Annotated in this window: 20 protein-coding genes; 2 read left to right on the plus strand and 18 right to left on the minus strand. The window is 31.7% G+C overall.

Annotation, left to right across the window (positions count from 1 at the left end; translation table 4 throughout):
• Positions 1-16: 16 nt before the first annotated feature.
• The 6 genes from aspS to dnaJ form a co-directional block, all read right to left on the minus strand.
• On the minus strand, positions 17-1,714 hold the full coding sequence (gene aspS / locus ACOMC1_RS04030) for an aspartate--tRNA ligase (protein WP_420331348.1): 1,698 nt from the start codon (positions 1,712-1,714) through the stop codon (positions 17-19).
• A complete protein-coding gene (hisS, locus tag ACOMC1_RS04035; RefSeq protein ID WP_420331349.1) occupies positions 1,714-2,976 on the minus strand; it encodes a histidine--tRNA ligase in 1,263 nt (420 codons plus the stop codon). Before hisS ends, aspS begins: the two co-directional genes overlap by 1 nt.
• A 208-nt stretch (positions 2,977-3,184) precedes the next feature.
• A complete protein-coding gene (gene secDF, locus ACOMC1_RS04040; RefSeq protein WP_420331350.1) occupies positions 3,185-5,794 on the minus strand; it encodes a protein translocase subunit SecDF in 2,610 nt (869 codons plus the stop codon).
• 23 nt (positions 5,795-5,817) lie between these two features.
• Positions 5,818-6,771 (minus strand): Holliday junction branch migration DNA helicase RuvB, encoded by a 954-nt coding sequence (ruvB, locus tag ACOMC1_RS04045; protein WP_420331351.1) that lies wholly within the window; start codon positions 6,769-6,771, stop codon positions 5,818-5,820.
• Positions 6,749-7,339, minus strand: a complete 591-nt coding sequence (gene ruvA / locus ACOMC1_RS04050) for a Holliday junction branch migration protein RuvA (protein ID WP_420331352.1) — start codon at positions 7,337-7,339, stop codon at positions 6,749-6,751. The genes ruvB and ruvA overlap by 23 nt, the downstream gene beginning before the upstream one ends.
• A gap of 115 nt (positions 7,340-7,454) precedes the next feature.
• Positions 7,455-8,540 carry a molecular chaperone DnaJ gene (dnaJ, locus tag ACOMC1_RS04055; RefSeq protein ID WP_420331353.1) on the minus strand — a complete coding sequence of 362 codons (1,086 nt, stop codon included), beginning with the start codon at positions 8,538-8,540 and terminating at the stop codon, positions 7,455-7,457.
• 151 nt (positions 8,541-8,691) lie between these two features.
• Between dnaJ and ACOMC1_RS04060 the strand changes: the two genes are divergently transcribed.
• Positions 8,692-9,543: a DegV family protein gene (locus ACOMC1_RS04060; protein WP_420331354.1), complete on the plus strand. Its 852-nt coding sequence runs from the start codon at positions 8,692-8,694 to the stop codon at positions 9,541-9,543.
• Between the two features lie 46 nt (positions 9,544-9,589).
• On the opposite strand, the gene ACOMC1_RS04065 is transcribed toward ACOMC1_RS04060, so the two are convergent.
• The 8 genes from ACOMC1_RS04065 to ACOMC1_RS04100 all read right to left on the minus strand — a co-directional run bounded on the left by ACOMC1_RS04065 (position 9,590) and on the right by ACOMC1_RS04100 (position 19,519).
• Positions 9,590-10,801 (minus strand): replication-associated recombination protein A, encoded by a 1,212-nt coding sequence (locus ACOMC1_RS04065; RefSeq protein ID WP_420331355.1) that lies wholly within the window; start codon positions 10,799-10,801, stop codon positions 9,590-9,592.
• 167 nt (positions 10,802-10,968) lie between these two features.
• Positions 10,969-12,156 (minus strand): elongation factor Tu, encoded by a 1,188-nt coding sequence (tuf, locus tag ACOMC1_RS04070; RefSeq protein WP_420331368.1) that lies wholly within the window; start codon positions 12,154-12,156, stop codon positions 10,969-10,971.
• 266 nt (positions 12,157-12,422) lie between these two features.
• Entirely contained in the window at positions 12,423-14,204 is a 1,782-nt protein-coding gene (locus tag ACOMC1_RS04075; RefSeq protein WP_420331356.1) for a Na/Pi cotransporter family protein, read from the minus strand.
• Between the two features lie 311 nt (positions 14,205-14,515).
• On the minus strand, positions 14,516-16,588 hold the full coding sequence (fusA, locus tag ACOMC1_RS04080) for an elongation factor G (RefSeq protein WP_420331357.1): 2,073 nt from the start codon (positions 16,586-16,588) through the stop codon (positions 14,516-14,518).
• A 12-nt stretch (positions 16,589-16,600) separates the two neighbouring features.
• Positions 16,601-17,071 (minus strand): 30S ribosomal protein S7, encoded by a 471-nt coding sequence (rpsG, locus tag ACOMC1_RS04085; RefSeq protein ID WP_131613444.1) that lies wholly within the window; start codon positions 17,069-17,071, stop codon positions 16,601-16,603.
• Between the two features lie 19 nt (positions 17,072-17,090).
• Positions 17,091-17,504, minus strand: coding sequence for a 30S ribosomal protein S12 (gene rpsL / locus ACOMC1_RS04090; protein ID WP_420331358.1), 414 nt, complete (start codon positions 17,502-17,504; stop codon positions 17,091-17,093).
• Positions 17,505-17,762: 258 nt separating this feature from the next.
• Positions 17,763-18,623 carry a Rho termination factor N-terminal domain-containing protein gene (locus ACOMC1_RS04095; protein WP_420331359.1) on the minus strand — a complete coding sequence of 287 codons (861 nt, stop codon included), beginning with the start codon at positions 18,621-18,623 and terminating at the stop codon, positions 17,763-17,765.
• 116 nt (positions 18,624-18,739) lie between these two features.
• Entirely contained in the window at positions 18,740-19,519 is a 780-nt protein-coding gene (locus ACOMC1_RS04100) for a zinc metallopeptidase (RefSeq protein WP_420331360.1), read from the minus strand.
• A 68-nt stretch (positions 19,520-19,587) separates the two neighbouring features.
• Here ACOMC1_RS04100 and ACOMC1_RS04105 point away from each other — a divergent pair, with 68 nt between their 5' ends.
• Positions 19,588-19,797 (plus strand): MAG6790 family protein, encoded by a 210-nt coding sequence (locus ACOMC1_RS04105; protein ID WP_420331361.1) that lies wholly within the window; start codon positions 19,588-19,590, stop codon positions 19,795-19,797.
• 80 nt (positions 19,798-19,877) lie between these two features.
• On the opposite strand, the gene ACOMC1_RS04110 is transcribed toward ACOMC1_RS04105, so the two are convergent.
• From ACOMC1_RS04110 to ACOMC1_RS04125, 4 genes are all read right to left on the minus strand, one after another.
• The gene (locus ACOMC1_RS04110; protein ID WP_420331362.1) at positions 19,878-20,951 is read right to left on the minus strand and encodes a class I SAM-dependent RNA methyltransferase; all 1,074 of its coding nucleotides are present in this window, start codon (positions 20,949-20,951) and stop codon (positions 19,878-19,880) included.
• A 63-nt stretch (positions 20,952-21,014) separates the two neighbouring features.
• Positions 21,015-21,866 carry a bifunctional 5,10-methylenetetrahydrofolate dehydrogenase/5,10-methenyltetrahydrofolate cyclohydrolase gene (locus ACOMC1_RS04115; protein WP_420331363.1) on the minus strand — a complete coding sequence of 284 codons (852 nt, stop codon included), beginning with the start codon at positions 21,864-21,866 and terminating at the stop codon, positions 21,015-21,017.
• Positions 21,867-21,975: 109 nt separating this feature from the next.
• The gene (locus tag ACOMC1_RS04120) at positions 21,976-23,337 is read right to left on the minus strand and encodes a M17 family metallopeptidase (protein ID WP_420331364.1); all 1,362 of its coding nucleotides are present in this window, start codon (positions 23,335-23,337) and stop codon (positions 21,976-21,978) included.
• A 112-nt stretch (positions 23,338-23,449) separates the two neighbouring features.
• Positions 23,450-24,151 carry a pseudouridine synthase gene (locus tag ACOMC1_RS04125; protein ID WP_420331365.1) on the minus strand — a complete coding sequence of 234 codons (702 nt, stop codon included), beginning with the start codon at positions 24,149-24,151 and terminating at the stop codon, positions 23,450-23,452.
• Positions 24,152-25,047 lie beyond the last annotated feature (896 nt).

Here is a 25,047-nt window from a genome sequence, read left to right on the forward strand (position 1 = left end):
ATTATAAAGAAAAAACCTATTTCTCTTTGAGAATTAGGTTATATTCTTCTAACTGTTCTTTTGTAACGTCAGATGGTGATTGAGACATTGGATCTATTCCTTTTGCATTTTTAGGGAATGCAATAACTTCTCTGATTGATTCTTCACCAACTAAGATTGTTGCTAATCTATCGATTCCGAATGCAATACCACCATGTGGAGGTAATCCATATTTAAACGCCTCCAAGAAGAATCCAAATTGTGATTCAGCAGTTTCTTTAGACATACCAATAGCTGAAAACATTCTTCTTTGTGTTTCAGGGTTGTTAATTCTAATTGAACCCCCACCAATTTCGAAACCATTTAATACCAAGTCATATGCTTTTGCTCTGGCTTCTAATGGTTTTGTATCAAAGAAATCAATTGTTTCGTCAGTTGGACTTGTAAATGGGTGGTGTGCAGCAATATATCTTTCTGATTCTTCATTGTATTCAAACATGGGTCAATTTACAATTCAAGTAAATTTAAATCCATCGCTTGCAAGTTTAAACATTCTATTTAATTCAACACGAACAGCACCAAGTGCTTGAACTGCATTTTCATATTTATCAGCCACAAATAATAATGTACCTGTATTTCAGTTAAATTCTTTTGAAATAGCTTCTATTTCAGCTTCAAAGAATTTATATCCAGGACCAGTTTTTGTTTCTCCATCATAACTTGCTCATGCAAGTCCTTTTGCTTTATTCTTTTTAGCTACTTCTTCTAATTTTTTAATTTGTTTTTTAGAAAGAACTTGATCAAAAGCAATCATCTTAATTGTTGAAGCTGATTTAAATGCATTAAAGCTTGTTTCTTTAAACATTTCTGTTACTTCAGTTAGTTTATATTCATATCTTAAATCAGGTTTATCACAACCATATAAATCCATAGCTGTATCGTATTCCATTATAGGAAATTCTAGTTTTTCTTCAAATCCTAATTTTTTAAATACTTCAATATACATTCCTTCTATTAATTCCATTATGTCTTTTTGAGTCGTGAAAGACATTTCCATATCTAATTGTGTAAATTCAGGTTGTCTATCAGCTCTTAAATCTTCATCTCTAAAACATCTAGCAACTTGGAAGTACTTTTCAATACCTGATGCCATTAATAATTGTTTGTAAAGTTGTGGTGATTGAGGTAAAGCGAAGAATTTACCATGTGTTCTTGTTGGAACAAGATAATCACGTGCTCCTTCAGGGGTTGATTTTGATAAATAAGGTGTTTCAACTTCTAAGAAATCTCTTTCATCAAGATAATCTCTTACAGCTTTGATTAATTTGTGTCTTAGAACTAAATTTTGTGTCATCTTTGTTCTTCTAAGATCCATAAATCTGTGTTTTAATCTGTTATCCTCTTTAATTTCGATATCATCACGAATTACAAAAGGTGGAACTTCTGAAGTGGCAAGCACTTTAAACTCTTCTGCCATAACTTCAATTTCTCCAGTAGGCATTTCTGGATTTATATCTTTTCTTATTGCAACTTTACCAGTAACTTCAATTACAGATTCTTTTGTCGCTTCTTGTGGTGTTCCACCTTCTATAACTATTTGTGTAATACCTCATCTATCTCTTAAGTCTATAAAAGTTAAAGAACCCATTTTACGTCTGTTAGCAATTCAACCTTTTAACGTAACTGTTTCTCCTGCATTTACTTTTCTTAATTGTCCATTATTTATTTTTTTCATTATTGCTCCGTTCTTTCATCTAGGTAATCAACAAGTTCCATAATATCTACAGAATCTTGTTCTCCATTTTCTTGGTTTTTAACAACTACTTTTCCTTGTTTTAATTCATTTTTACCGAAAATAATAACAAATTTTGCACCAGCAGCTTTTGACTTATCGAAAGCTTTATTTAATTTCATAGGTAATAAGTTATATTCAACACTAAACCCAGCAGTTCTCAGCATATATGTTAGTGAACTTGTTGCTATAGTTGTTTCGTCATCCATATTAACAACAAAAGCATCTACAGTTGGTTTTATTTCTCCATGAACCATTTCTACTTCATTAACTAATCTTTCAACACCTAGTCCAAATCCAATACCAGAGATTGAAGGTCCACCAAATTGTTCAACAAGATTATCGTATCTTCCTCCACCAATGATAGTTGATTGAGAACCGGCTGCTTCAGAACCAGAAACGAATTCAAATATTGTTTCTGAATAGTAATCTAATCCTCTTACTAACTTATCTGAAACTTCGTATGGGATCATTACTCCGTCTAATAATTTCTTAACTTTTTCAAAGTACTCTTTTGATTCTTTTGAATAAAACTCACTTATTTTTGGTGCGTTTTTAACAAATTCTTTTTCGCCGTCAATTTTATCATCTAAGATTCTTAATGGATTTTTTTCTAATCTACTAATTGATAATTCTGTTAAATCATCTTTGTAATTTTCAAAATATTTTCTCAATGCTTTTGAATAATCATTTCTTGTGTTTGAATCCCCTATTGAGTTAATTAATAATTTAATATTTTTAATCTTTAAAGTCATAAGCATTTGGTGTGCCATCATAATTGCCTCTGCATCAGCAGCGGGAGACTTAGCACCAATTAATTCAATACCAAATTGTGTAAATTGTCTTTGTCTACCTTTTTGAGGTCTCTCATATCTAAATATAGGTCCATTGTAAAAAAGTTTTGTTGGTTGAGATTGTGCATACATTTTATTTTCAACATAAGCTCTAATTGTTCCAGCAGTACCTTCAGGTCTTAAAACAAATTCTCTACCTTTTTTATCTTTGAATTCATACATTTCTTTTGTAACGATATCGGAAGTTTCTCCAACAGATCTTTTGAATAAGTCAACTGATTCAAAAATAGGTGTTTCTATTTCTTTGAAGTTATAAAATGATGCAACACCCTCCAACGTTTTTAAAACAAGCGTTCTGTGTTCTTGTCTTTGTCCATAAATATCTTTTGTTCCTTTTGGTCTTTTAAACATAATTACCCCTTTTTCTTTTAAAGATACAAAAAAGTCCTACATGAGGGCCAACGTGCCACCCCATGAACGGACTCTTAAGTCGTTAACGCTGACTTCGCGGTAGAGTTACCTACAGTCTCCAAGATGCCTAATCTCTTCATCGACGTATCTATTTATAGATATTATATAACAAAAAAAGAGCAAAATGCTCTAATTTAGTAATTATTAATTAACTTTTGAAATCATTGATACCATCAACAGTTTGTTCTTCAGGCCCATTCAATTTTCAGAATTTTTTCTGCGCTCTTTTTTGTGAACGTTTTTGAGAATAAGCTTCAAGATGCACTCATGCGTATGTAGCAATGAATATTGAAGAATATGTTCCAGATACAAGACCTGCAAGCATAGCAACATTAAATGACATTTTAGTAGCATTACCAAATGACATAAGAACAATTACTGCAACTATTGTTGTGAATGAAGTTAGTAATGAACGTTTTATCGTATCTTTAATAGCTTCATTTGCAATTTTTCTTAATTTTTCTTTTGTTAAGTCCCCAACATTTTGTTTCATCTTTTCCCTAACCCGGTCAAAGGTAACAATTGTATCGTTAATTGAGTATCCGAGAACTGAGAGTAAACCAGCTATAAATACCGGTGAAATCTCAACTCTCGTAATGACGAATACAGCAGTAACAATCAACCCATCATGAACAAGGGCTAAAATAGCTGAAATTGAATATGTTCACTTAAATCTAACTAATGTATAAAGTACAATAGCTAACATCGCAATTGCAATTGCGATCATCGCATCTTTAACTAATGCATTAGCAACATCAGAAGTAACTGATTGCCCTTCAAATGAATAATTATTTACGTCAATATTTTTACCTGAATTTTTAAAATGTTTAGTAATAGCTTTTTTAAACACTTCATCTTTAGGTATAGCCTTTTTAGTTTTTATTTGAAGAATTGCTTGTTTTTGTTCAGCGTCTTTATATAAAACTTCAGCATCATCAGTTGAAATAAGTTTTTCATCAACTAATGCTTTTTTCATTAAATTGGCATCTTCTTTAGTTAAGTAATTCCCATTTTTAACACTCGTCTTGTTAGCGGAAATACTCATAATTGTTCCACCAGAGAACTCAATAGAAGAATTAACTCCACCAGAAATACTTCCAGCAATACCCGCTACAATAGCAAATATAATCACAGAAGCACCAACTATCAATGAAGATCCAGCAACAAATCATTTTGAACTTTTCATAAAGTTAAAGTTACGTATTTTTTCAGTTTTTGGATTTGGAGTAGCTTTTATTTGTTTGCTTCTAACACCTAATAAATATTCTCTTTTATCAAATACTTTTAATTTGACTAATAGTGTTGAAATTAACCTTGTAAATAATAACATAACCACCAACGTGAAAATAATTGAAAGGATTAGCATGATTGAGAATCCTTTTACGGATGCTGTACCAAAATAGAATAGAACAAATCCAACAATTAACGTTGTTACATTAGCGTCAAATATTGTAGATAAAGAAAGTTTATTCGCAATTGAGTGAGCTTTGTTCGGCGTGGCGCCACTCATAACTTCGCCCTTGAGCCTTTCAAATGTGATGATGTTTGCATCTACCGACATACCTATACCTATAACTAAAGCAGCAATTGTTTCTGGAGAGTATTCCCCACGCATAACTGTAAACATTGTTAGAGTTAAGAACATGTATAAAGCAATAGAGATTGTTGAAAGCGCCCCTAACAATCCATAATTAACCATCATGAATATAGCGATTAAAGCAAATACAATAATTCCGGCTATTAAAGCTTTTTTAAATGCAGAATGACCGTATTCAGCTGTTAGGAAATGTGATGATTTAGGTATTAAGTCATATTCAGCAGAACCATAATTAATACTTGCTGCAAGTTTTTTAGCCTCATCAGCATTAAATTTACCAGTAATAACAAATGTTGATCCATATAATGGCTTATTAACAGATGCTACCGAAACAGCATATGAACTAGCTGGTTGTAAACCTTCATTTACAAATAATTTATTTCACATCGCTCCACCTGAATTAGGTATTGTGACTGTTTTAAATAAATTCCCTTGAGCTTGATTGAATTTTTGACGAATAACACCAGTTTTCATGTTTAAGATTTTTTTCATTAAACCTTGGTGATTAATTCAAACAACCATTCTCTTATCTTTTTGTTGAGACATTCAAGTTGTTGCTTTACCTCATTCGGTTGTAGCTTGTTGATTCTTTAATTTTATAGAAACTACTCAAGAACCATTTTGTTGGACAGCTTTAGCGCCACCTTCTTCAAACGGAACTTTGTAATCATTATCAGTTCCATTTAATTTAACACCATTCCCATTTGGTTGTAAAGGACTTACTCCACCAGGGACAAATAATCCATTTCTAAATAATGATTTATCATCTAAGTTGTAAATAGAAAGAGCAGGTTTAGTCTTTATTAAATCTTCAAATTCTTGTTTTTCTGCATCGGTTTTAATTGCAGCTTTAGCAATAGTGATATAACCATTTTTACCTATTGATGAAGCTTGAGCTACACCATTTATACCTAATGGGTCGACACGTTTAACAATATTATCGAAAACTCTTTTGGTTTTTTCTTCACTAGCAGGACTTCCGTTGCTTTCAACAACTTGAACAGTAACAGATGCTCCACCACCATAATCAATAGAGGTTTTAACATTTTTACTAGTGTAAAATGCAGAGCCTAACGTAATAGTTAAGGTGGCTGCTAATAATGTGGTCGATAAGATGGCGATTCGAACTCATTTATTTTTCAATCATTTAAGAAATTTCATAAGTATTTATATTATATATTATTTTATAAATTATAGGTTGTTAAATAGTGTATACCTTTACTAGTTAATGCTCTTCCTCTTGATGATTTAATCAGTAAACCTTTCTTTAATAAAATGGGTTCAATATCCTGTTCGATATTATCTTTTGAATCACTAATAACCCCAGATATTGCTTCTATAGAAGTTCATTTACCATTAAAAACATTACCCAATACCTTAATGTATTCAATGTGCATATCATTTAAACCATATTTGTATAGACCTATAAATTTAAAAGTTTTGCGAACTATCTTTTCATTGATTTCTTTTTGATTCTCAGACATTGCAAAATCCCTACACCTTTTTAATAAGTTATTAGAAGTTCTAGGTATAAAGTTAGAATATGATGCTATTAAAGACTTAGCTTTCTTTGTGGAATTGATCTTTAATTTCTTTGATGTGATCTCGATTATAGAAATCAATTCATTTTGTTCATAATCAATTAATTTACCTATCAAACCAAAACGTTCACGCATAGGAAGAGATATTTTGTTGTATTTTGTTGTAGCGCCAATTAAAGTAAATACAGGCAATTTCATTCTAACAATCTTAGATTCTCCATCTATTCCTATCGGTATATCTATAACACCATCCTCCATTGCTGAATATATCAATTCTTCAACTTGTTTATTCATACTATGTATTTCATCTATAAAAATAACATCGTTCTTCTGTATGGTTGCAAACAATGATAAGATATCCGCTTTCTTTTCCATTAGTGATCCTTGCGCAAATTTTATATTAGCTTCCATTTCTTTTGCTACCAACATAGCTAAAGATGTTTTCCCAATTCCTGGTTTTCCATGCAATAAAATGTGGTCACACATAACTTTTCTTTTCTTCGAAGAATCAATCATTATCTTCAAGGTGTGAACCAGTCTTTTTTGACCAATAAATTCTTTGAAATTTTCTGGTCTAAGCGACTTTTTGATTGCCATTTGAAATAAGTTTGATTGCTTCTTCAACCATCACTTCAATATCCTTATTAGGTTTAACTAAATGTATACTTGAATTTATTTGCTTTTTATTAAAACCAAGTGTTTTTAAAGTTGGGATAATTTCACTAACTATATGCAAGTTCTCTTTTTTATTCTTTTGTTCTTTTTTATTTGAAGTTATTTTTGCATATTTATCTTGAAGTTCAAAAATTAATTGTTTAGCGGATTTTAAGCCCAAACCAGGTAAATGAGCTAATGATTCTGCATCTCCACTCAATAAAAATCCCAATATTATTTTTATTTTTTCTTTTAATATTTGAATACCGGTTTTTGGACCTATCCCCGGAACCGTTAATAAGTCTTCAAATAGAATTCTCTCTTTAAAAGTTTTAAAACCGTAAAGAGAAGAAATATTGTCGTATTTATATTCATACATAAACACTTTTAATGTTTTTTCTGGAGTAAAATCGTTAGGCCTTGGAACATAAACTATTTCACCTTTTGAATTACTTTCTAATATTATGTAATTTTTTCCTATAGAAACTATTTTTCCTATTTTATATAACATCTTGCCTCCTTTTAAGATTTTTCAATCTCTACTTATATATGTATTGTTTTTTTACTTATTCAAATTTATTAGCGGAATCAAAATTGCAATAAAAAAATACCCATTAATTAGGTATTTAAGAAAAATCTTTTTGTCATTTCGTGAATTTTTCATCTTTAACTTTTGCTGTTGCTTTAACAACTTTTTCTTTTTCTTTCGCAGAAAGTTTTGGAATATAGATGCTTAACTCAATAATTAAATCACCTTTTCTACCAGTTCTAACACTTGGAACTCCTGCTTTTGAAATAGTGAAAGTATCACCTGATGTATATTTAGATGAAAGCTTGAATGCATGTTCTCCATAAGGAGTAGGAATCATAATTTTATTTGAAGAAATTATATCCAACATTGAAACCGGAACTTTCATATATAAATTATTTCCATCTCTTCTATAGTGTTTGTGTGGTTTTACTTGGATATTTAAATATAAATCTCCTGAAGGTCCACCCATTTTGCCAGCTGCACCATATCCTTCAACAATAATTGTTTGTCCATCTTGAATACCGGCTGGTATTGAAATTTCAACATTCTTTTTGATTGCAGTGATTTTATTACCGTGACATTTTTTACATTTGTTTTTGATTGTTTTACCTTGACCTGAACACATTTCACAAACTCCTTGTGATTGCATACGACCAAATGGTGTATTTACTATTCTAGCTGTTGTTCCTGAACCATTACATCCACCACAAGTAATGATATCTGCTGCAGATGCTGCACCAGTTGCATCACACTCTGAACATTGTTCATATTTTGGAAGTGTTCTTTCAATTGTTGAACCTAAAATAGAATCCATAAAATCAACTGAAACAGATGCTTGATAGTTTTCACCTTTAGTTGGACCTCTTCTTCTTGAAGAACCTCCACCAAAAATGTCTCCGAAAATGTCTCCAAATCCACCAAATCCACCGAATCCACCACCTGAACCCATACCACCTTGTTCAAAGGCAGCGTGTCCAAATTGGTCATATTGAGATCTCTTTTCTTCATCAGAAAGAATCTCATAAGCTTCATTTATCTCCTTAAATTTATCTTCAGCATCTTCAGCTTTGTTTCTATCGGGGTGATATTTCATAGCTAATTTTCTAAATGCTCTTTTAATTTCTTGTTGTGTTGCTGATTTCGTAACACCTAGTACTTCATAATAATCTTTTTTATTCATAATGTTTATTTTATCATAATTAGCACTCTTTTGTTAAGTTTGCTAAAAAATATACTTTATTCACATCATTTAACCACTCATTCAAAAATACATGAAATATTTGAAGTAGAGTTAAAAACCAACAATCATGGTATTAATGTATAATATTTACATGAAAAAATTAGGAATCATTCTAGACTCATTTTGCTCTAGAACAAAAACAGAAATTGAAAAACTTGGTTTCGGGTACCTTTCTTTACAAGTGGTACTTGATGGCAAACTATATAAAGATGGAGAAAAATTAGACTTTACAGAATCAATGAAATTGATTGAGGAAGCAGCAGATGCGAAAACATCTCAACCAAATGCAGGAGATATGGAAGATCTTTTTAAAGAAATGACTAAGGAATATGAAAAAGTTGTTTACTTCTCATTAGCTTCTGGAATGTCATCTGCATTCTCAACAGCAAGTGCTATTGCAGCGGATTTTGATGGAAAAGTAGAAATATGAGATAACACATTAGTTGGACCTGCATATATTGAAGCAGCGCAATGAATTTCCAATGCCGTCAACAATGAAGGTTTACCCTTAGATGAAGCAAAGATTGTTTTCGATAATTATTCAAAGAGTTTAATAACATGAATGATTCCCGAAAGAATCGATGCAATCAAAAGAAATGGTCGTGCTAAAAAAGGTGCAGCCTTATTGCTTTCAAAATTCAAAATTGTTCCTTTAATAAGTTACAAAAACCAAGAAATTGAAGTTAAAGGTGTTAGACGTGGATTTGCAAAAGCTTCTTCTACTATTGTTTCAAGAATGAAAGAATCAATGGGAGATCAAATCAATGATTACAATATTTTATTAATGTACTCAAAAGATTCTACAAAAGAAATAATGCTTAATAAATTAAACGAAGCTGGATTCAACAATGTTCAAGTAGAAATGATTTCAAGTGCAATTGGTATTCAAGCGGGTATTGGTTCATTATCTATATCAGCATATCCTAAACAAATTAAAAAATAAGAATCATCTTATTTATATATAAATAAAATAAACATGCAATGCATGTTTATTTTTTATTATTCTTAACTGTATTCCAATATTCTTTTATTCTACGTTCATTAGCGTTATTACCATATTCGAATATTTGTTGACCTTTTAATTCTTTCGGCATATATTCTTGTTTAACTCAGTTATTTTCGTAATTATGAGGGTATTTATACCCTTGACCTTTATTGAGTTTTTTAGCTGATGCATAATGTGCATCTTTTAAATGAGAAGGAGGCGTGAAAACCATACCTTTATCAACCATATTTTTAGCCATATGCATAGCTACATAAGATGAATTAGATTTTGGTGATAATGCCAACTCAGTTAGGATAGCCCCTAAAGGTTGATATGCTTCTGGAAAACCTAATCTTTCCATTGCATTGATGGCTGCGTCAACTTTTAATCCCATTTGAGAATTCGCTAATCCTATATCTTCATAAGTGAATGCCAGCATTCTTCTGTAAAGACCTTGAATATCTCCGGTTTTAACTATAACTGCTGCATAGTATAAAACCGCATCAACATCTGATCCTCTTAATGATTTATGGAAGGCTGATAAGAAATCATAGTGACCATCACCTGTTTTATCTGAATAGAATTTAACTGAAGGTGCAATACTTGTAAGTATTTCTTCATTTATTTCTTCACCTGGATAAATTTGTGTGATTAAATCAATAGTATTTAAAGCAGTCCTGAAGTCACCAGAAGAGCGTAGAGCAATCATTTCAAGTGTTTTCTCATCAAGTTTAATATCTAACCCATGTTTTTCAATCATGTGGCTAAGACCCTTTATAACGTCTTTTGTTTCTAGTGGGTTTAATTCTAATATGTGTAATCTACTTCTCACAGCAGGATTGACTATGAAGTATGGATTTTCAGTAGTTGTACCATAAACAATAACTTCACCATGTTCCATGTATGAAAGTAATATATCTTGTTTATCTTTATTCAATCTATGGATTTCATCAATAATAATTATTTCTTTGGATGAAATAAGATCAACCAATGTTGCTTTAGAATCCTTTGAAGCATTGAAAATCCCGTAAGGTCTATTCAATTCCTTGGCTAATATAGATGCTAAAGTTGTTTTCCCTATCCCAGGCTTTCCATAAAATAAAAATGAAGTCATCACTTTTTTAGAGATAACATTTTCTAATAATGGCATTAGGTGTTTTTGTCCCACAACATCTTTGAGTGTTTCTGGTCTTATTTCGTTTGCTAAGTTTGTCATGTATAAATTATAAAGAAAAATACCCATTAAAATATAATTATTTATAAAAGGTTAACTTTTTTTAGAAATGCATTACAATAACCAAGGCAAATCATTAAATCAACAAAAAAAGAATAAAAAAAATAACCCTTAAAGGATTATCTTTTTGTAAGTTAATTTAGTTCTAATTATTTAGTAATTGTAACAACTGAACCAGCACCAACTGTACGTCCACCTTCTCTAATTGAGAATTTTGTTCCTTCTTCAACAGCAACTGGGTTGATTAGGTTAACAGTAAGTTCAATACTGTCTCCTGGCATAACCATTTCTGTTCCAGCTGGAAGTTCAATTCCACCTGTAACGTCTGTTGTTCTGAAGTAGAACTGAGGTTTGTAGTTTTTGAAGAATGGAGTATGTCTTCCACCTTCTTCTTTTTTAAGTGCATAGATTTGTGCTTGGAATGTTGTATGAGGTGTAACTGATCCTGGTTTAGCAAGAACTTGTCCACGTTCAATATCATCTCTAGCGATACCACGTAATAAGATACCAGCGTTATCTCCAGCAAGAGCTTGGTCTAGAAGTTTTCTAAACATTTCAATTCCTGTAACAACTGTTTCTTGTGTATCTCTAATACCGATAATTTCAACTTTATCGTTTAGGTTAAGTGTTCCACGTTCAACACGACCTGTAGCAACTGTACCACGACCTGTGATTGTGAATACGTCTTCTACAGCCATTAAGAATGGTTTGTCTGTATCTCTTGTAGGCTCTTCGATAAATGCGTCAACTGCGTTCATTAGTTCCATGATTGAGTCTTCGTATTTAGCTTCTCCTTCAAGTGCTTTAAGTGCTGATCCTTTAATAACTGGTGTGTTATCTCCGTCGAATCCGTACTCTGATAGTAATTCTCTAACTTCCATTTCTACAAGTTCGATCATTTCTTCTTCACCTTCTAGCATGTCAACTTTGTTTAAGAAGACAACCATTTTAGGAACACCAACTTGTCTTGAAAGTAGGATGTGTTCTCTAGTTTGAGGCATTGGTCCATCTGTTGAAGCAACAACTAAGATTGCCCCATCCATTTGTGCAGCACCTGTAATCATGTTTTTAACGTAGTCAGCGTGACCTGGACAGTCAACGTGTGCATAGTGTCTTTTCTCTGTTGAGTACTCGATGTGTGATGTGTTGATTGTGATTCCACGTTCTTTTTCTTCTGGAGCGTTATCGATTGATGCGTAATCTTTAGCTTCTGATAGTCCTTTTTTAGCTAGAACTGTAGCGATAGCTGCTGTTAAAGTTGTTTTACCGTGGTCAACGTGACCAATAGTACCAATGTTAACGTGAGCTTTACTTCTGTCAAATTTTTCTGCCATTATAATATTCCTTTCGATTCTTTTTAATAAATCTTATATTTTTAATTTTAAATGTATTGCGTTTATTCGAATAAACCACCGATGCTAGGCCTTACATCCTAGTCCTATCCATAATGCATTTATGTTTAATATATATGCTTAAATATTTTAACACAAAAAAAGTGGTATTTCCATAAAAATACTTTAAAAAAATATAAAAAATAACCTATTAGTTAATAAAGGTTATATTTTATATGAATTTTCATGTTTTAAATTTCAATATTTATTATTTAGTTTTGAACTTCATTGAATAATTCTTCAGTTAATTCTTGCGATAATTTTATCTGCTCAGGCTTTTTTCTACCTTTTCTTTGATAGTTATTAACACGTGAAGCATGGTGAGATGTTCTCTCAAATAATCTTACAAGTCTTGCAAAATCAAAATCACCCTTTTTGTATTCTTTTCTATTAATTCTAGATAAATCGTTTTCTATCGCCTGTTTAGCGAATACATCGAATGCTTTTTGAAGTGCTTTAATATCTTTGTATCTTTTATATGTATAAGCTTCTATTTGTTTGAATGAACGCTTAGTCATAGACATTACAGTTGATAGTAAGTCCCTTGAATCTTGCATTGTTTCTTTATTGATGTTGAATGTCTTAGTTTTTTTATTGTATTTTTCTTTACATTGGATAAATACTCTATACATTAAATTAGTCATGGCATCAAGTGATCTTAGTGAAAGGACTAATGACATTTGTTTACTTGATAATGATTCAGTGATATCTTTTGAACCGATTTCAATTAAATATGTGGAAACTTGTGTTCTTGTTTGACCAAGAAGCAAGTGCAATTGTTCAAATAATTCGAAGTGTTTTTTGTCACCAGTCTTCATATATTGTTTTAACTGATTTTGTGATTCATAAGACATACGTCCCATTTCTGTAGCAACTTTTTTAGCAACTTCATATGCTAACTCAGGAGATTCATGCACCAATGTTTCGGGTAAACGTAAATCATATTTGTAATTCGCTGCTGTTTTCTTATCAGGAACAATCTTATTAGCAACTCACGCAAGTTGTTTTGTGAATGGAATAAATATAACAACAAGAACAGTATTGAATAATATATGTCCAAGTGCCAAGTCAAAGTTGTTGTGAAGCAACATAGATGTACCATTAACATCATGTCATGTACCAGGATTCATTTTTCAAATTAATGATCCATATGCACCTGTTGCAATCAATGGCATAAATATAATCGCCATTGTTATGTTTGTTATAAGTCAAACTACAGCAATTCTTCTGGTGTCTTTTTTAGCAGAGCCCATAGATGCAATCAACGCTGTGAATGTTGTACCTATATTAGCACCAACAACCATTGCTAAGGCTGTATTTATTGGCATTGCACCAGCAACTCACTCCCCATTTACTTTTGCTGCACCATAGAATCCTTGCACTATAGTAACAACAGCTGAAGATGATTGGAAAGTACCAGTCATAATAATAGATATCAATAAGGCCAAGAATGGATTTGAAACTTTAGCTATAATAGGTTTCATCTCTGTAGCTAATGGCTTGAACCCTAAGCCCATAACATGAAGTCCTATAAAAATTGCTCCAATCGCAAAGAATAACATTGCAACTCTTGTTTTTTTCTCTTCAGAAAGAATAATAAGTCCGAATGCACCCAAGAATGAGAAAGAGAATAATGAATATTTAATATATTGGAATGCAGGAACATCAGCAGAAGCAACAATAACTGAAGTTGTTGCAGTACCAATATTAGCACCCAATATAAATGCGATTGCAGTCCTTAAATCTAATAGACCTGCAGCCACCAATCCGATAGCTAGTGCAACAGCACCATCAGATGATTGAATCATAGTGGTAAAGATAACTCCGACAAAACAAGCAATAAAAGGATTCTTCCTTAATAACTTCATAGTTTTAGAGATTCTTTTACCAGTCATTTGCTTAAGTGAAGATGACATAAGCTTAATAGAAACTAGAAATAATCCAAGTCCAGCAAGTCCAATCATGACATACTTAAAGATTTCAATGGAACTCATTTAATTCTCCTTATTAAAATACCCTTAAGGGTTTACCCTTTATTTATAACATAACATTTAAAAAAATAAATAAAAAAATATACCTTTTAAGCACGGCATATTAATTACCAATGTTATGAGTGTGTATTTTCACCTTTATGAAAGGTTAAATAAATATATCTTTAATCATTTTTGTATCACTATTTTATTTTTTTGAAACATTAAAAAGAAAACCCTTATCATCACCTTTATCATTGTTAAAAATTCATAATTCATTTAAAAAAATAACAAATAAAAAAAACCACCCGTTAGGGATGGTTTAAAAGCAATTATTATTTAGCTCTTTTTTTAATGATTTCTTCTTGTACTGACTTAGGTGCAGCTTGGTAGTGATCGAATTGCATTTGGTATGTTCCACGACCTTGAGTAAATGATCTTAGTTGTGTTGCGTAACCAAACATATTTGATAGAGGAACGTCTGCTCTAACAACTTGAGCTCCGTCTGATCTTTCTTCGTTACCTTTAATTTGTCCACGTCTAGATGAAATATCACCCATAACGTCACCGAAGTATTCTGAAGGAACAATAATTGAAACGTCCATGATTGGTTCAAGAATTGTAGCTCCTAGATCTCCAGCACCTTTTTTAAGCGCTTTAGAAGCAGCTATTTTATAAGCCATTTCTGATGAATCGACATCGTGGTATGAACCATCGAATAGAGTAGCTTTAACATCAATCATTTCGTAACCAGCAACGATACCTGATTTAAGGGCGTTTTCTAGTCCTACTTTAACTGAGTTGATGTATTCCTTAGGAACTTTACCACCAACGATTGCATCAACAAATTCGAATCCTTTGTTTTGGTTAGGTTCAAATTCGATTCAAACGTGACCGTATTGTCCTTTACCACCTGATTGTTTAACGTGTTTACCTTCAACTTTAGCTGATTTAGTAATTGTTTCACGGTAAGCAACTTGAGGAGCACCAACATTTGATTCAACTTTGAATTCACGTTTTAGACGGTCAACAATGATGTCAAGGTGTAATTCACCCATACCAGCAATAATTGTTTGTCCTGTGTCTTCATCTGTAAATGTTTTGAATGTTGGATCTTCTTCTGCTAATTTTTGAAGTCCTAATGATAGTTTTTCTGAAGCAGCTTTTGAAGCTGGTTCTAGAGCTAGTGAAATAACTGGCTCTGGGAATACCATTTGTTCTAGGATAACTGGGTTAGCCATATCTGTAAGTGTATCACCTGTTGTTGTATCTTTAAGACCAACACCAGCAGCGATATCTCCAGCTCTAACTTCATCAATTTCTTCACGAGAGTTAGCGTGCATTTCTAGAATACGTCCGATTCTCTCTTTTTTACCTTTAGTTGCATTAAAGATGTATGAACCTTTTGATAACACACCTGAGTAAACTCTAAAGAATGTTAGTTTCCCAACGAATGGGTCAGTCATAATTTTAAATGCAAGTGCTGAGAATGATTCTTCATCAGTTGAAGGTTTAGCTGTTTCTTCACCATTAGGTAAAATACCTTTAATAGCAGGAACATCAACTGGTGATGGTAAGTATTCAATAACACCATCTAGTAATGTTTTAACACCTTTGTTTTTGAAAGCTGTTCCACAGAATGCTGGGAAGAATTGTGATGTTAGCGTTGCTTTACGGATTGCAGTTTTAAGCATATCTGCAGGAATTTCTTCTCCGTCAAGTACAAGCATCATTAATTCTTCGTCAAAGTCAGAAACTGCTTCAACTAGTTCTTGTCTTTTTTCTGTAGCGATATCCATTAAATCAGCTGGGATTTCTTTAATATCTGCTTCTTCATCTGCTCCACCATCGTAGTAGTAAGCTTTCATTTCTACTAAGTCAATTAGACCTTCGAAATTGTCTTCTGCTCCAATGTTTCATTGTACAGCAACTGCGTTTCCACCTAATCTTGTTCTAACTGATTTAACAGCTTCTTCATAGTTGGCACCAGCTTTATCCATTTTGTTAACGAAAACAATTCTTGGAACGTGGTAGTTTGTTGCTTGTCTTCAAACTGTTTCTGTTTGAGGTTCTACACCTGATTGCGCATCAAGTACAGCTACAGCACCATCTAGTACACGTAGTGAACGTTCAACTTCAACTGTGAAGTCAACGTGTCCAGGTGTATCAATGATGTTAATTCTTTTTTCTTTTCAGAACGCTGTTGTAGCAGCTGAAGTGATTGTAATACCACGTTCTTGTTCTTGTTCCATTCAGTCCATTTGAGACTCACCAGTATGTGTTTCACCAATTTTGTGAATTTTACCAGTGTGGTAAAGAATACGTTCTGTTGTTGTTGTTTTACCAGCATCAATGTGGGCCATGATACCAATATTTCTATAATCTTTAATTGCGAATTTTCTAGCCATTTTTCGTAGCTCCTATCATCTAAAGTGAGCGAATGCTTTGTTAGCTTCGGCCATCTTGTGTGTGTCTTCTTTTTTCTTAACTGATGCTCCAGTATTGTTTGAAGCGTCAATAATTTCTGCTGCAAGTCTTGCATCCATTGTGTACTCTGATCTTAATCTTGAGTAGTTAATTAATCATCTTAATGATAATGTTTGCTTTCTTGTTGCTGAAACTTCAGTAGGTACTTGGTAGTTTGCCCCACCGATTCTTCTTGTTCTAATCTCTAATTGAGGTGTGATGTTTTCCATCGCTGCAGTAAATACTTCGATTGGTTCTTTTCCAGTTTTTTCTTTAATAATATCGAAAGCTGAATATAGTATTGTTTGTGCAGTTGATTTTTTACCGTCAAGCATAATACCGTTGATAAGTTTTGTAACTATTTTTGAGTTGAAAACTGGATCAGCTAATACTTCTCTTTTAGGTGCTCTATTTCTTCTTGCCATAATTTATCTCCTTATCTTTTTATTTCTTTGGTTTTTTTGTTCCGTATTTTGATCTTGACTGGTTACGTCCGTCTACACCAGCTGTATCTTGTGTACCTCTAACTACGTGGTATCTAACCCCGGGAAGGTCTTTAACTCTTCCTCCTCTAATTAAAACTACTGAGTGTTCTTGAAGGTTGTGTCCTTCTCCTGGGATGTAAGCTGTTACTTCCATTCCGTTTGATAACTTAACCCTTGCGTACTTACGTAAAGCAGAGTTAGGTTTTTTAGGTGTCATTGTTGCGACCCTTGTACATACACCACGTTTGAATGGTGCTGTAGTATTAGTAGGTCTTTTTCTCAGTGAGTTGTAACCTACGTTAAGAGCTGGAGCCTTAGTTTTTGAAACTTTTGACTTACGCCCTTGGTTTACCAATTGGTTAATTGTTGGCATTTATACTTCCTTTCATGTTGTTTTTTAATGTTATTTTGTTTAATGTTTATATTTATCAAATATGTTAGCTACTTTATATAGCAAAAATATTATACACAACTTTACCTAGTGTATCGGGTATTTTTTAAATAAACAATGTCCCCTAGTGTATCGGTTTTTTTAAATAAACAATGTTCCCTAGTGTATCGGTATAAAAAAGTGTTTAAATACCGCCTTTTTATGGGTTTTGAATAAATAAAAAATTGCTAATGCAATTTCTTATCCTTCATTAGTAACACGAATAATTGTTGATACTAATTCATCTTTAGACATTTTTTCTGAACCTGAGATAGAAAGTTTACTTGCAATCTCTCTTAGTTCTTCTATTTTAAGTTTTTTAAGTTCAGTAACCTCTGGAGCTTCCTTAACTTCTGTTGGTGTTTCTTTTATATCTGCTGGTTGAGCATTTGAAGATGGACCATATGCTGAAGAAGGTGTTTGTCCGTTTTGCGCTGCATTAAAGAATGATTTCATTTGTTCTTGCATTTGTTGGAATTCTGGAGACTTTCTAAGAGCTTCCATTCTTTCTACGTGAATAAATGTTTTTCTAATTCTTGAAACTTGTCATGCAAATACTAAAAGTACTACAGAAAAGTATTGTGATGCAATTGTTAATAATGCACCTGGGTGTCTATCTACAATAGAAATTAAATTTCATGAAGATCAAATAGCACCAAATAATGAGAACATACCAATTATTTCTGGAAGTAATATAGCTGCCCCTGATAATTTTGAGAATGTTTTTGATTTATATGATTTCACAAGTGTAGATGCATATAACCCAATACTTATTATTGTCATAACCATCATAATCATTGGTGCTGCAATAAAGCTAATAATTATTTTTTGAGATGCTGCTTTTGAAGGGTCTGAAATACCATTTGTTTTTGCAGCTGCTCTTTCAATTGAAGCGTGAAGAGTATCTCTATCAGCTAAAACTAACGCTAGCCCTGCTATTGTCAATGCTAAGAAAACTATTAATGAAATTCCTAAAAGGATAATTCATTGTCTAAACTTATTAGGTTCGTTCTTTCACATTTCTTTTGTTGTTGGTGTGTTTGCTTGGAAAAATGGATTCATTTTACCTCCCTTATCTTTTTAAAGTATACCACTTTTTTAATTCGGAGATATACCTTTGATACTATATTATACATCTTTTAATATAAAAATAGCACTCTAATGCAAAGAGTGCTATTTTATTTATTTCCACCTTCACCTTTTGATGAAGCTGCTATTTGTAATATCAATCTTAATGTATTGTAAATCGCAACTGCAATCGCTAATATCAATCTAGATGTATAAATTAATTTAAATAATTTAATTTCTTTATCTGTAAAACCTTGTTTCATAAGAATAGGTGTTACGTGTTTTTTAATAATTGAAAGTTTTAGAACATCTGCTCACGCTGTTAAAGTTGCAATAAATGTAAAGGCAATAATAACAATCGCTATTGTTTTTCTTCCTTCTGGAGAATTAACCGCAATACCTTCGCCTGTTCTAAATTTTAAGAACATGTAGATTATTGTACCAATTGAAAGGATAACAGAGGCCACACTGATGATTGTAGGTATCCTAAATATCGTGAATGCTGTTCCCATTCTCCCTTTTTTTCTCCTTCAAGTAGAAACAACAGTTTGTTGTGCTGCTTCAGTCATTGTTCAAATAGATCTTCTTTTTATTGTTCATGGACGTAATCTAAAAGTATTTTTACGTTTTGAATGGTTTCAATACTTAGCATAGAAATATGATGGTTTTATTTCAACATCAGACATTCCTTCTTCATTCAATATTTTTCTAGTTAGTTCTCCACCAGTCATATTTTTTGAATTTTCTCTTTCTATTCATGAAGTTTTCACATAAACAACGAAAACTACTAATGACATAATCATAACTGCAACAAATGCTATTATTAAAGCTATCATTAATCCAAATAGCAATTTATCATTTGTTATATCTTCTCATTTAATATATTTCATTCATACCCCGTTTCTAATTTTATTATACATATAAAAAGAGTTATAATTAAATAGAAGGGATGGTTCATATGTATCAATATAAAGCCGTATTAAAATCAACAAAAGAAATTATTTCCCAAGGACACACATTAGAAGATGTGGAAAAAGAGATCAGAGGATTCAGAAGAGGACACAAACACGGGTTACACACAGACTCAAATGTTCAAATAGAAATCTTCCATGTATTGAGAGATCAAAAAGAAGGACATGCAAAAGATAAATTGCTTAAAGTCGTTTAACTCATAAAATTAAATAGCATAGCGCCAATGGGTGCTATTTTTTTAACAAAAAAAACAATGAACTAATCATTGTTTTACCATTATTTTCTGTCTAAAATAATTAAATTTTCTACATGGTGTGTTTGTGGGAACATATCATATGGTTTTGCATATGTAATGTTGTAGTTTTCTTTTAACCTAAAGTAATCCGCTGCTTGTGTTCCTGGGTTACATGAAAGATAAATTATTCTCTTAGGAAGCATTTCATTTAATGAACGACAAACTTCTTTACCTAATCCTTCTCTCGCTGGATCTACCATAACGACATCAGGTTTAACTTCTGTTTTAGCTAAGAACTTAAGCACGTCAGCTTTTATAAAAGTAACGTTTTCAACATCGTTATTTTCTTGATTTAATATTGCTGATGCATAAGAAGCGCCATTTCTTTCTACTCCATAAACATGTTTTGATTTTTTTGCTGCAGTAAGTGTAATTGTACCAATACCTGAATATAGGTCAAAAACAGTCATGTTTTTATCTAAATACTTCATCATCTTGAAGTAAGCAGCCTCTGCTACCTCTTTATTCACTTGATAAAAGGCGTTTAAGCCAACAATGAACTTAATCCCACACATTGTATCACTTGTAAATTTCTTATCCGTTCTATTACCGCTTATAGTTGTATCTAGTTTACGAATGATTACATTACCCTTCATTCTAGTTTTGGGTTTGATATCAGTTAAAAGGAAATCATCTAATTCGATAACTTCATTTGTTCCACGTTTATGGAATCCTCCATCATGTAATGTAATTTTGTTTCTATATCTGAATTGTTTTTCTCCAACAAACATTTCATCTAATTCGATATCAACTTTTGCATTACTTTTGAATGCTTCAATAATTTTATTGTTTTTAAATTTAGTTTGTTCTACTCTATCCATATGTAGAATCTCGTATCCTCCGATTTCTAAATGATTTTTTGGAAGATCCTTTCTTCTATTTCTTGAATATTCTGTGATTCTTGTAATTTTTGCACGGCCTCATTTTTCTTTCTCCATTATTATTTTACAATCCGCTGTTTCACCAACGATTAATCCAGGTACATAAAATACCTTTCCTTCGTGTATGGCGATTCCTTCACCATTTGTGTTATATCCTGTTGCTGTTAATTTCATGCATTTATTATAAAGCAATAAAGGGATAAAAAAATAAAAGCATTGTTTTTATTGCTTTTACCATTAAACCTCATTAGGTTTATTATCAATTATTTTAACCAAGTTATTTAATAAAGAAACTATTGTCATAGGCCCAACCCCACCTGGATTTGGTGTTATTCAAGAGGCTTTTTGCTCAACCGCTTTAAAATCGACGTCTCCAACAATTTTTCCATCAATTCTTGAAACTCCAACATCCACAATAACAGCACCCTCTTTAATCATTTCTTTTTTAATTAGATGCGGATATCCCACGGCAGAGATAACAATATCAGCTTCTTTTGTGTGTTTTGAAAGATCTTTTGTCCTAGAGAAACACACTGTTACAGTTGCATTCTCATCCATTAACATCTTAGCTAGAGGTTCACCAACAATTTTAGAACGTCCAACCACCACAACATCTTTACCTTCAATATCAACATTATTATGTTTTAAGAGAGTAATTATCCCTAATGGAGTACACGCTCTTAAGCCTTCTTCACCCTGATACATCTTTATAGAATTGGTAGGGTGTAAACCATCAACATCTTTATTTGGGTTGATTGAGTTAATTATATTTGTTTGAGAAATATGTTTTGGTAATGGGAATTGAACAATCAGACCATGAATTAAAGGATTGTTGTTTATTTTTTCTACTTCGGCAATTAATTCTTGTTCAGTTATGTCGCTTGGTAATATTATTTCAGAATATTTTATGCCAATAGATTCACATGCAATTTTCTTATATTTTAGATAAATGATAGATGCAGGATCTTCACCCACTCTTATGATTGCTAAATGAGGGAGTACACCTTTTTTCTTTATCTCTTCAACTCTAATTGCTAATTTAGCCTTAATTTCTTTTGATGCTTGTTTTCCATCTAATATTTTTGCCATATTCCCTCCAATTATTCCATTATTTTTTATTGTTCCAATTATAACTTTTTTATGATTAATAAAGTACAAAAGAGCATAAAAAAACCTGCTTTTGCAAGTTTTTCATTAATTATTTAATAAGTTTAGCTAATGTTTTAACTAATGGACCCATACAATCACCTTTTACATCTGCTGTACCAGCGATATCGAAGTGGATGTAAGGAACATCTTCTGTGAATTCTTTTAAGAACATTGCTGCTGATGAAGATCCACCCATACCTGTAAGGTCTGTGTTTTTAAGATCTGCAACATTTGAGTTTTTAATGAATCTTGAGAAGTCTGAGTGGAAAGGCATTCTTCAAACTAATTCATTTTGTTCTGCTGCTGTTTTTTCAACTAATTTTCAATCTGATTCTTCAGTTGTTCAAACACCAGTATATGTATTTCCTAATGCTGATAGAACTGCACCAGTAAGTGTAGCAACATCAATAATTCTTGTAGCGTTAAGTTTTCTAATAGCATAAGTAATACCATCAGCAAGAACTAGTCTACCTTCAGCATCAGTATTATTAATTTCAACAGTTTTACCATTCATTGAAGTTCAAACTGAATCTGGAAGACCAGCTGTTTTTGATACTTTATTATCTGTAAGTGGAGCAACAATAGAAATGTTAGCTTTTGGTTTGAATTGTGAAATTGCTTTCATAGCTCCAACTACAACAGCTGAACCTGACATATCGTATTTCATTCCAAGGATATTTCTACCAGTTTTAATATTCATACCACCAGCATCAAATGTAATACCTTTACCAACCATAACAGTTTTTTCTTTAGAAGATTTATCTCCTTTGTATTCCATAACAACAACTCTTGCGTCATCGTTTGAACCCATATTTACAGCCATTAAAAGACCCATTCCAAGTTTTTGGATTTCAGATTTTTTAAGAACTTTAACTGTAACGTTAGAAACTCCATCGAATTCTTTTTTATACATATCTGCAAGGATTGTTGAAGTACATTCATTTGGTGCCATATTTTGTGCATTACGAACGAATGTTTGTGCTTCTGCAAGAATAAGAGATTCTTTAGCGATTTCTTTTGATTCTGCTTTTTCAACATTAGTAAGAATAATTTCTTTTGCTTTTTTGTTAGCATCTTTACTTGTTTTTTTGTTTCAAGTAATTGTTGTTTGGAAAGTTACATCTTCAATAAATAGTTTTGTAACTTGCTCTTCTTTAACATTTTTTCCAACAAATGTTGAAGCATCAACGTTAAATCCACGTTTATTTTCTGAAACAATTTTCTTAATTGCTCCTCTAAGTGTTTCTACAGTGTAAGCTGTTTTTTTACCTAGGTAAATATATGCTTTTTGTTTTGTTGGGAATACTGTAATAGTATTTTTTTCTTTTAAAACTTCTTTAGGCATGTTTGATTTATCAAATACAGCAACTAAAGTGAAAAGTGTTTTCTTTCCGTTTCCTAATTTAATCATTTTTTCTCCTTTATGATTTTAAATCTATATTAATTTTAACACTTATTAACAATTAGGTTAGTTTTTTTATATTCAATTTATGTGAATCAAAATAAAAAAATCCGTACGGATTTTATTTTACTAATTGTTTTAATCATTTAATTTCTTTTGACTTCAATTGTCTATATGCACCTTTTTGTAAACCTGCACATGTAAGACCTGCAAATTCAAGTCTTGAAAGAGATTGAACTCTAACACCAACTAATTCAAATAATCTTTTGATGTGGTGGTATTTACCTTGAGTTAAGGAAATTAAATAAGCTTTAACATCAACCTTCTGAATGATTTGTTCTGATGTTTCACCATCAAGAGAAACTCTTTTTGAATTTAAGAAGTTTAATTCTTGTTCAGTTAAAGGTCTTTCTAATCTTGCTCTATATGTTCTTGGTATTTGACTTGATGGATGCATTAACTTATTAGCTAAGTCACCATCGTTTGTAAGTATCAATGTACCCGTTGTATTGTAGTCAAGTCTTCCAATTGGAAAAACATAAACATTTTCTTTGATTATGTCAACTACTGTTGTTCTTTCTCTATCATCACTTAATGATGTGATAGTTTTTAATGGTTTATTCATTATGTAGTAAACGTGTTGTTGTTTAATTAATGGAATCCCATTTACTAAAATATCATCTTTGAATGTTGCTTTATCTCCTAATGTTGCATATTCTCCATTTACTACTACTTTACCCTCTTTAATTAATTCTTCAGCTTTTCGACGTGAAGCCACCCCGGCTTGAGAAATAAGTTTTTGTATTCTTTGTTCATTTTTCATACCTGAATTATAAAGGAATAAACAGAGTTTAAGAAATAAAATAAAAACAGCACTTATAAAGCGCTATTTTTTATTAATTAATATATCCTTGAAAGTGAAAGATCTAGTTTTTTACTATATTCAATTTCTGAGTTTTTTGACTCAAAAGCTTTTTTAGCTTCTTTATACAATCCAACTAAATCATTTGAAGATAATTTAACTTTATTTTCTAATAGTTTTTCTAATTTTTCTTTAAACTCTTTAATTTGACGTTTAGAACTAACACTACCTACAACTTGAATCTTTTCAACTTTTGGTGTTTCAATATTCTTAAGTTTTAACACTTTTTCAATCATCTTTAATACATCATCAACATTAGTGATTTTATCTTTTAAAGTTTTTTCAGTAATTTTATTAAATTCATTATCTTTTGTTGTTGATGTTATAACTTCTTTTGAATTGTTGAATATTTTACTGATTAATTTCCCTAAAGTTTCTTTTGAATTTTCTATTTTGTTTTTCAATTTATTCTTATTTGTAATTTGAGTATTTTTCAATGTAGAAATTTCAANANTNTTGTTATCAACATTTGTTTGTGCAGTTGAAGTTTTAGCTTGAGCATCGTTGTGTGCAGTTTCTGCTGATGTTTTAGCAGTATCTAACTTAGCAATCGCTTTTGTATTATTATCTACATCTGTTTTTGCTGTGTTAGCAGCTTTGGTTGCATCACTTGCAACTTGATCCGCTGTTTGTTTATCAGTTGTTAATGCTTTAACTGCTGAAGTGTTGTTATCAACATTTGTTTGTGCAGTTGAAGTTTTAGCTTGAGCATCGTTGTGTGCAGTTTCTGCTGATGTTTTAGCAGTATCTAACTTAGCAATCGCTTTTGTATTATTATCTACATCTGTTTTNGCNGA

It is taken from the genome of Mycoplasma todarodis, from assembly GCF_965212735.1.
Lineage (GTDB): Bacteria > Bacillota_I > Bacilli_A > Mycoplasmatales > Metamycoplasmataceae > Mycoplasma_K > Mycoplasma_K todarodis_A.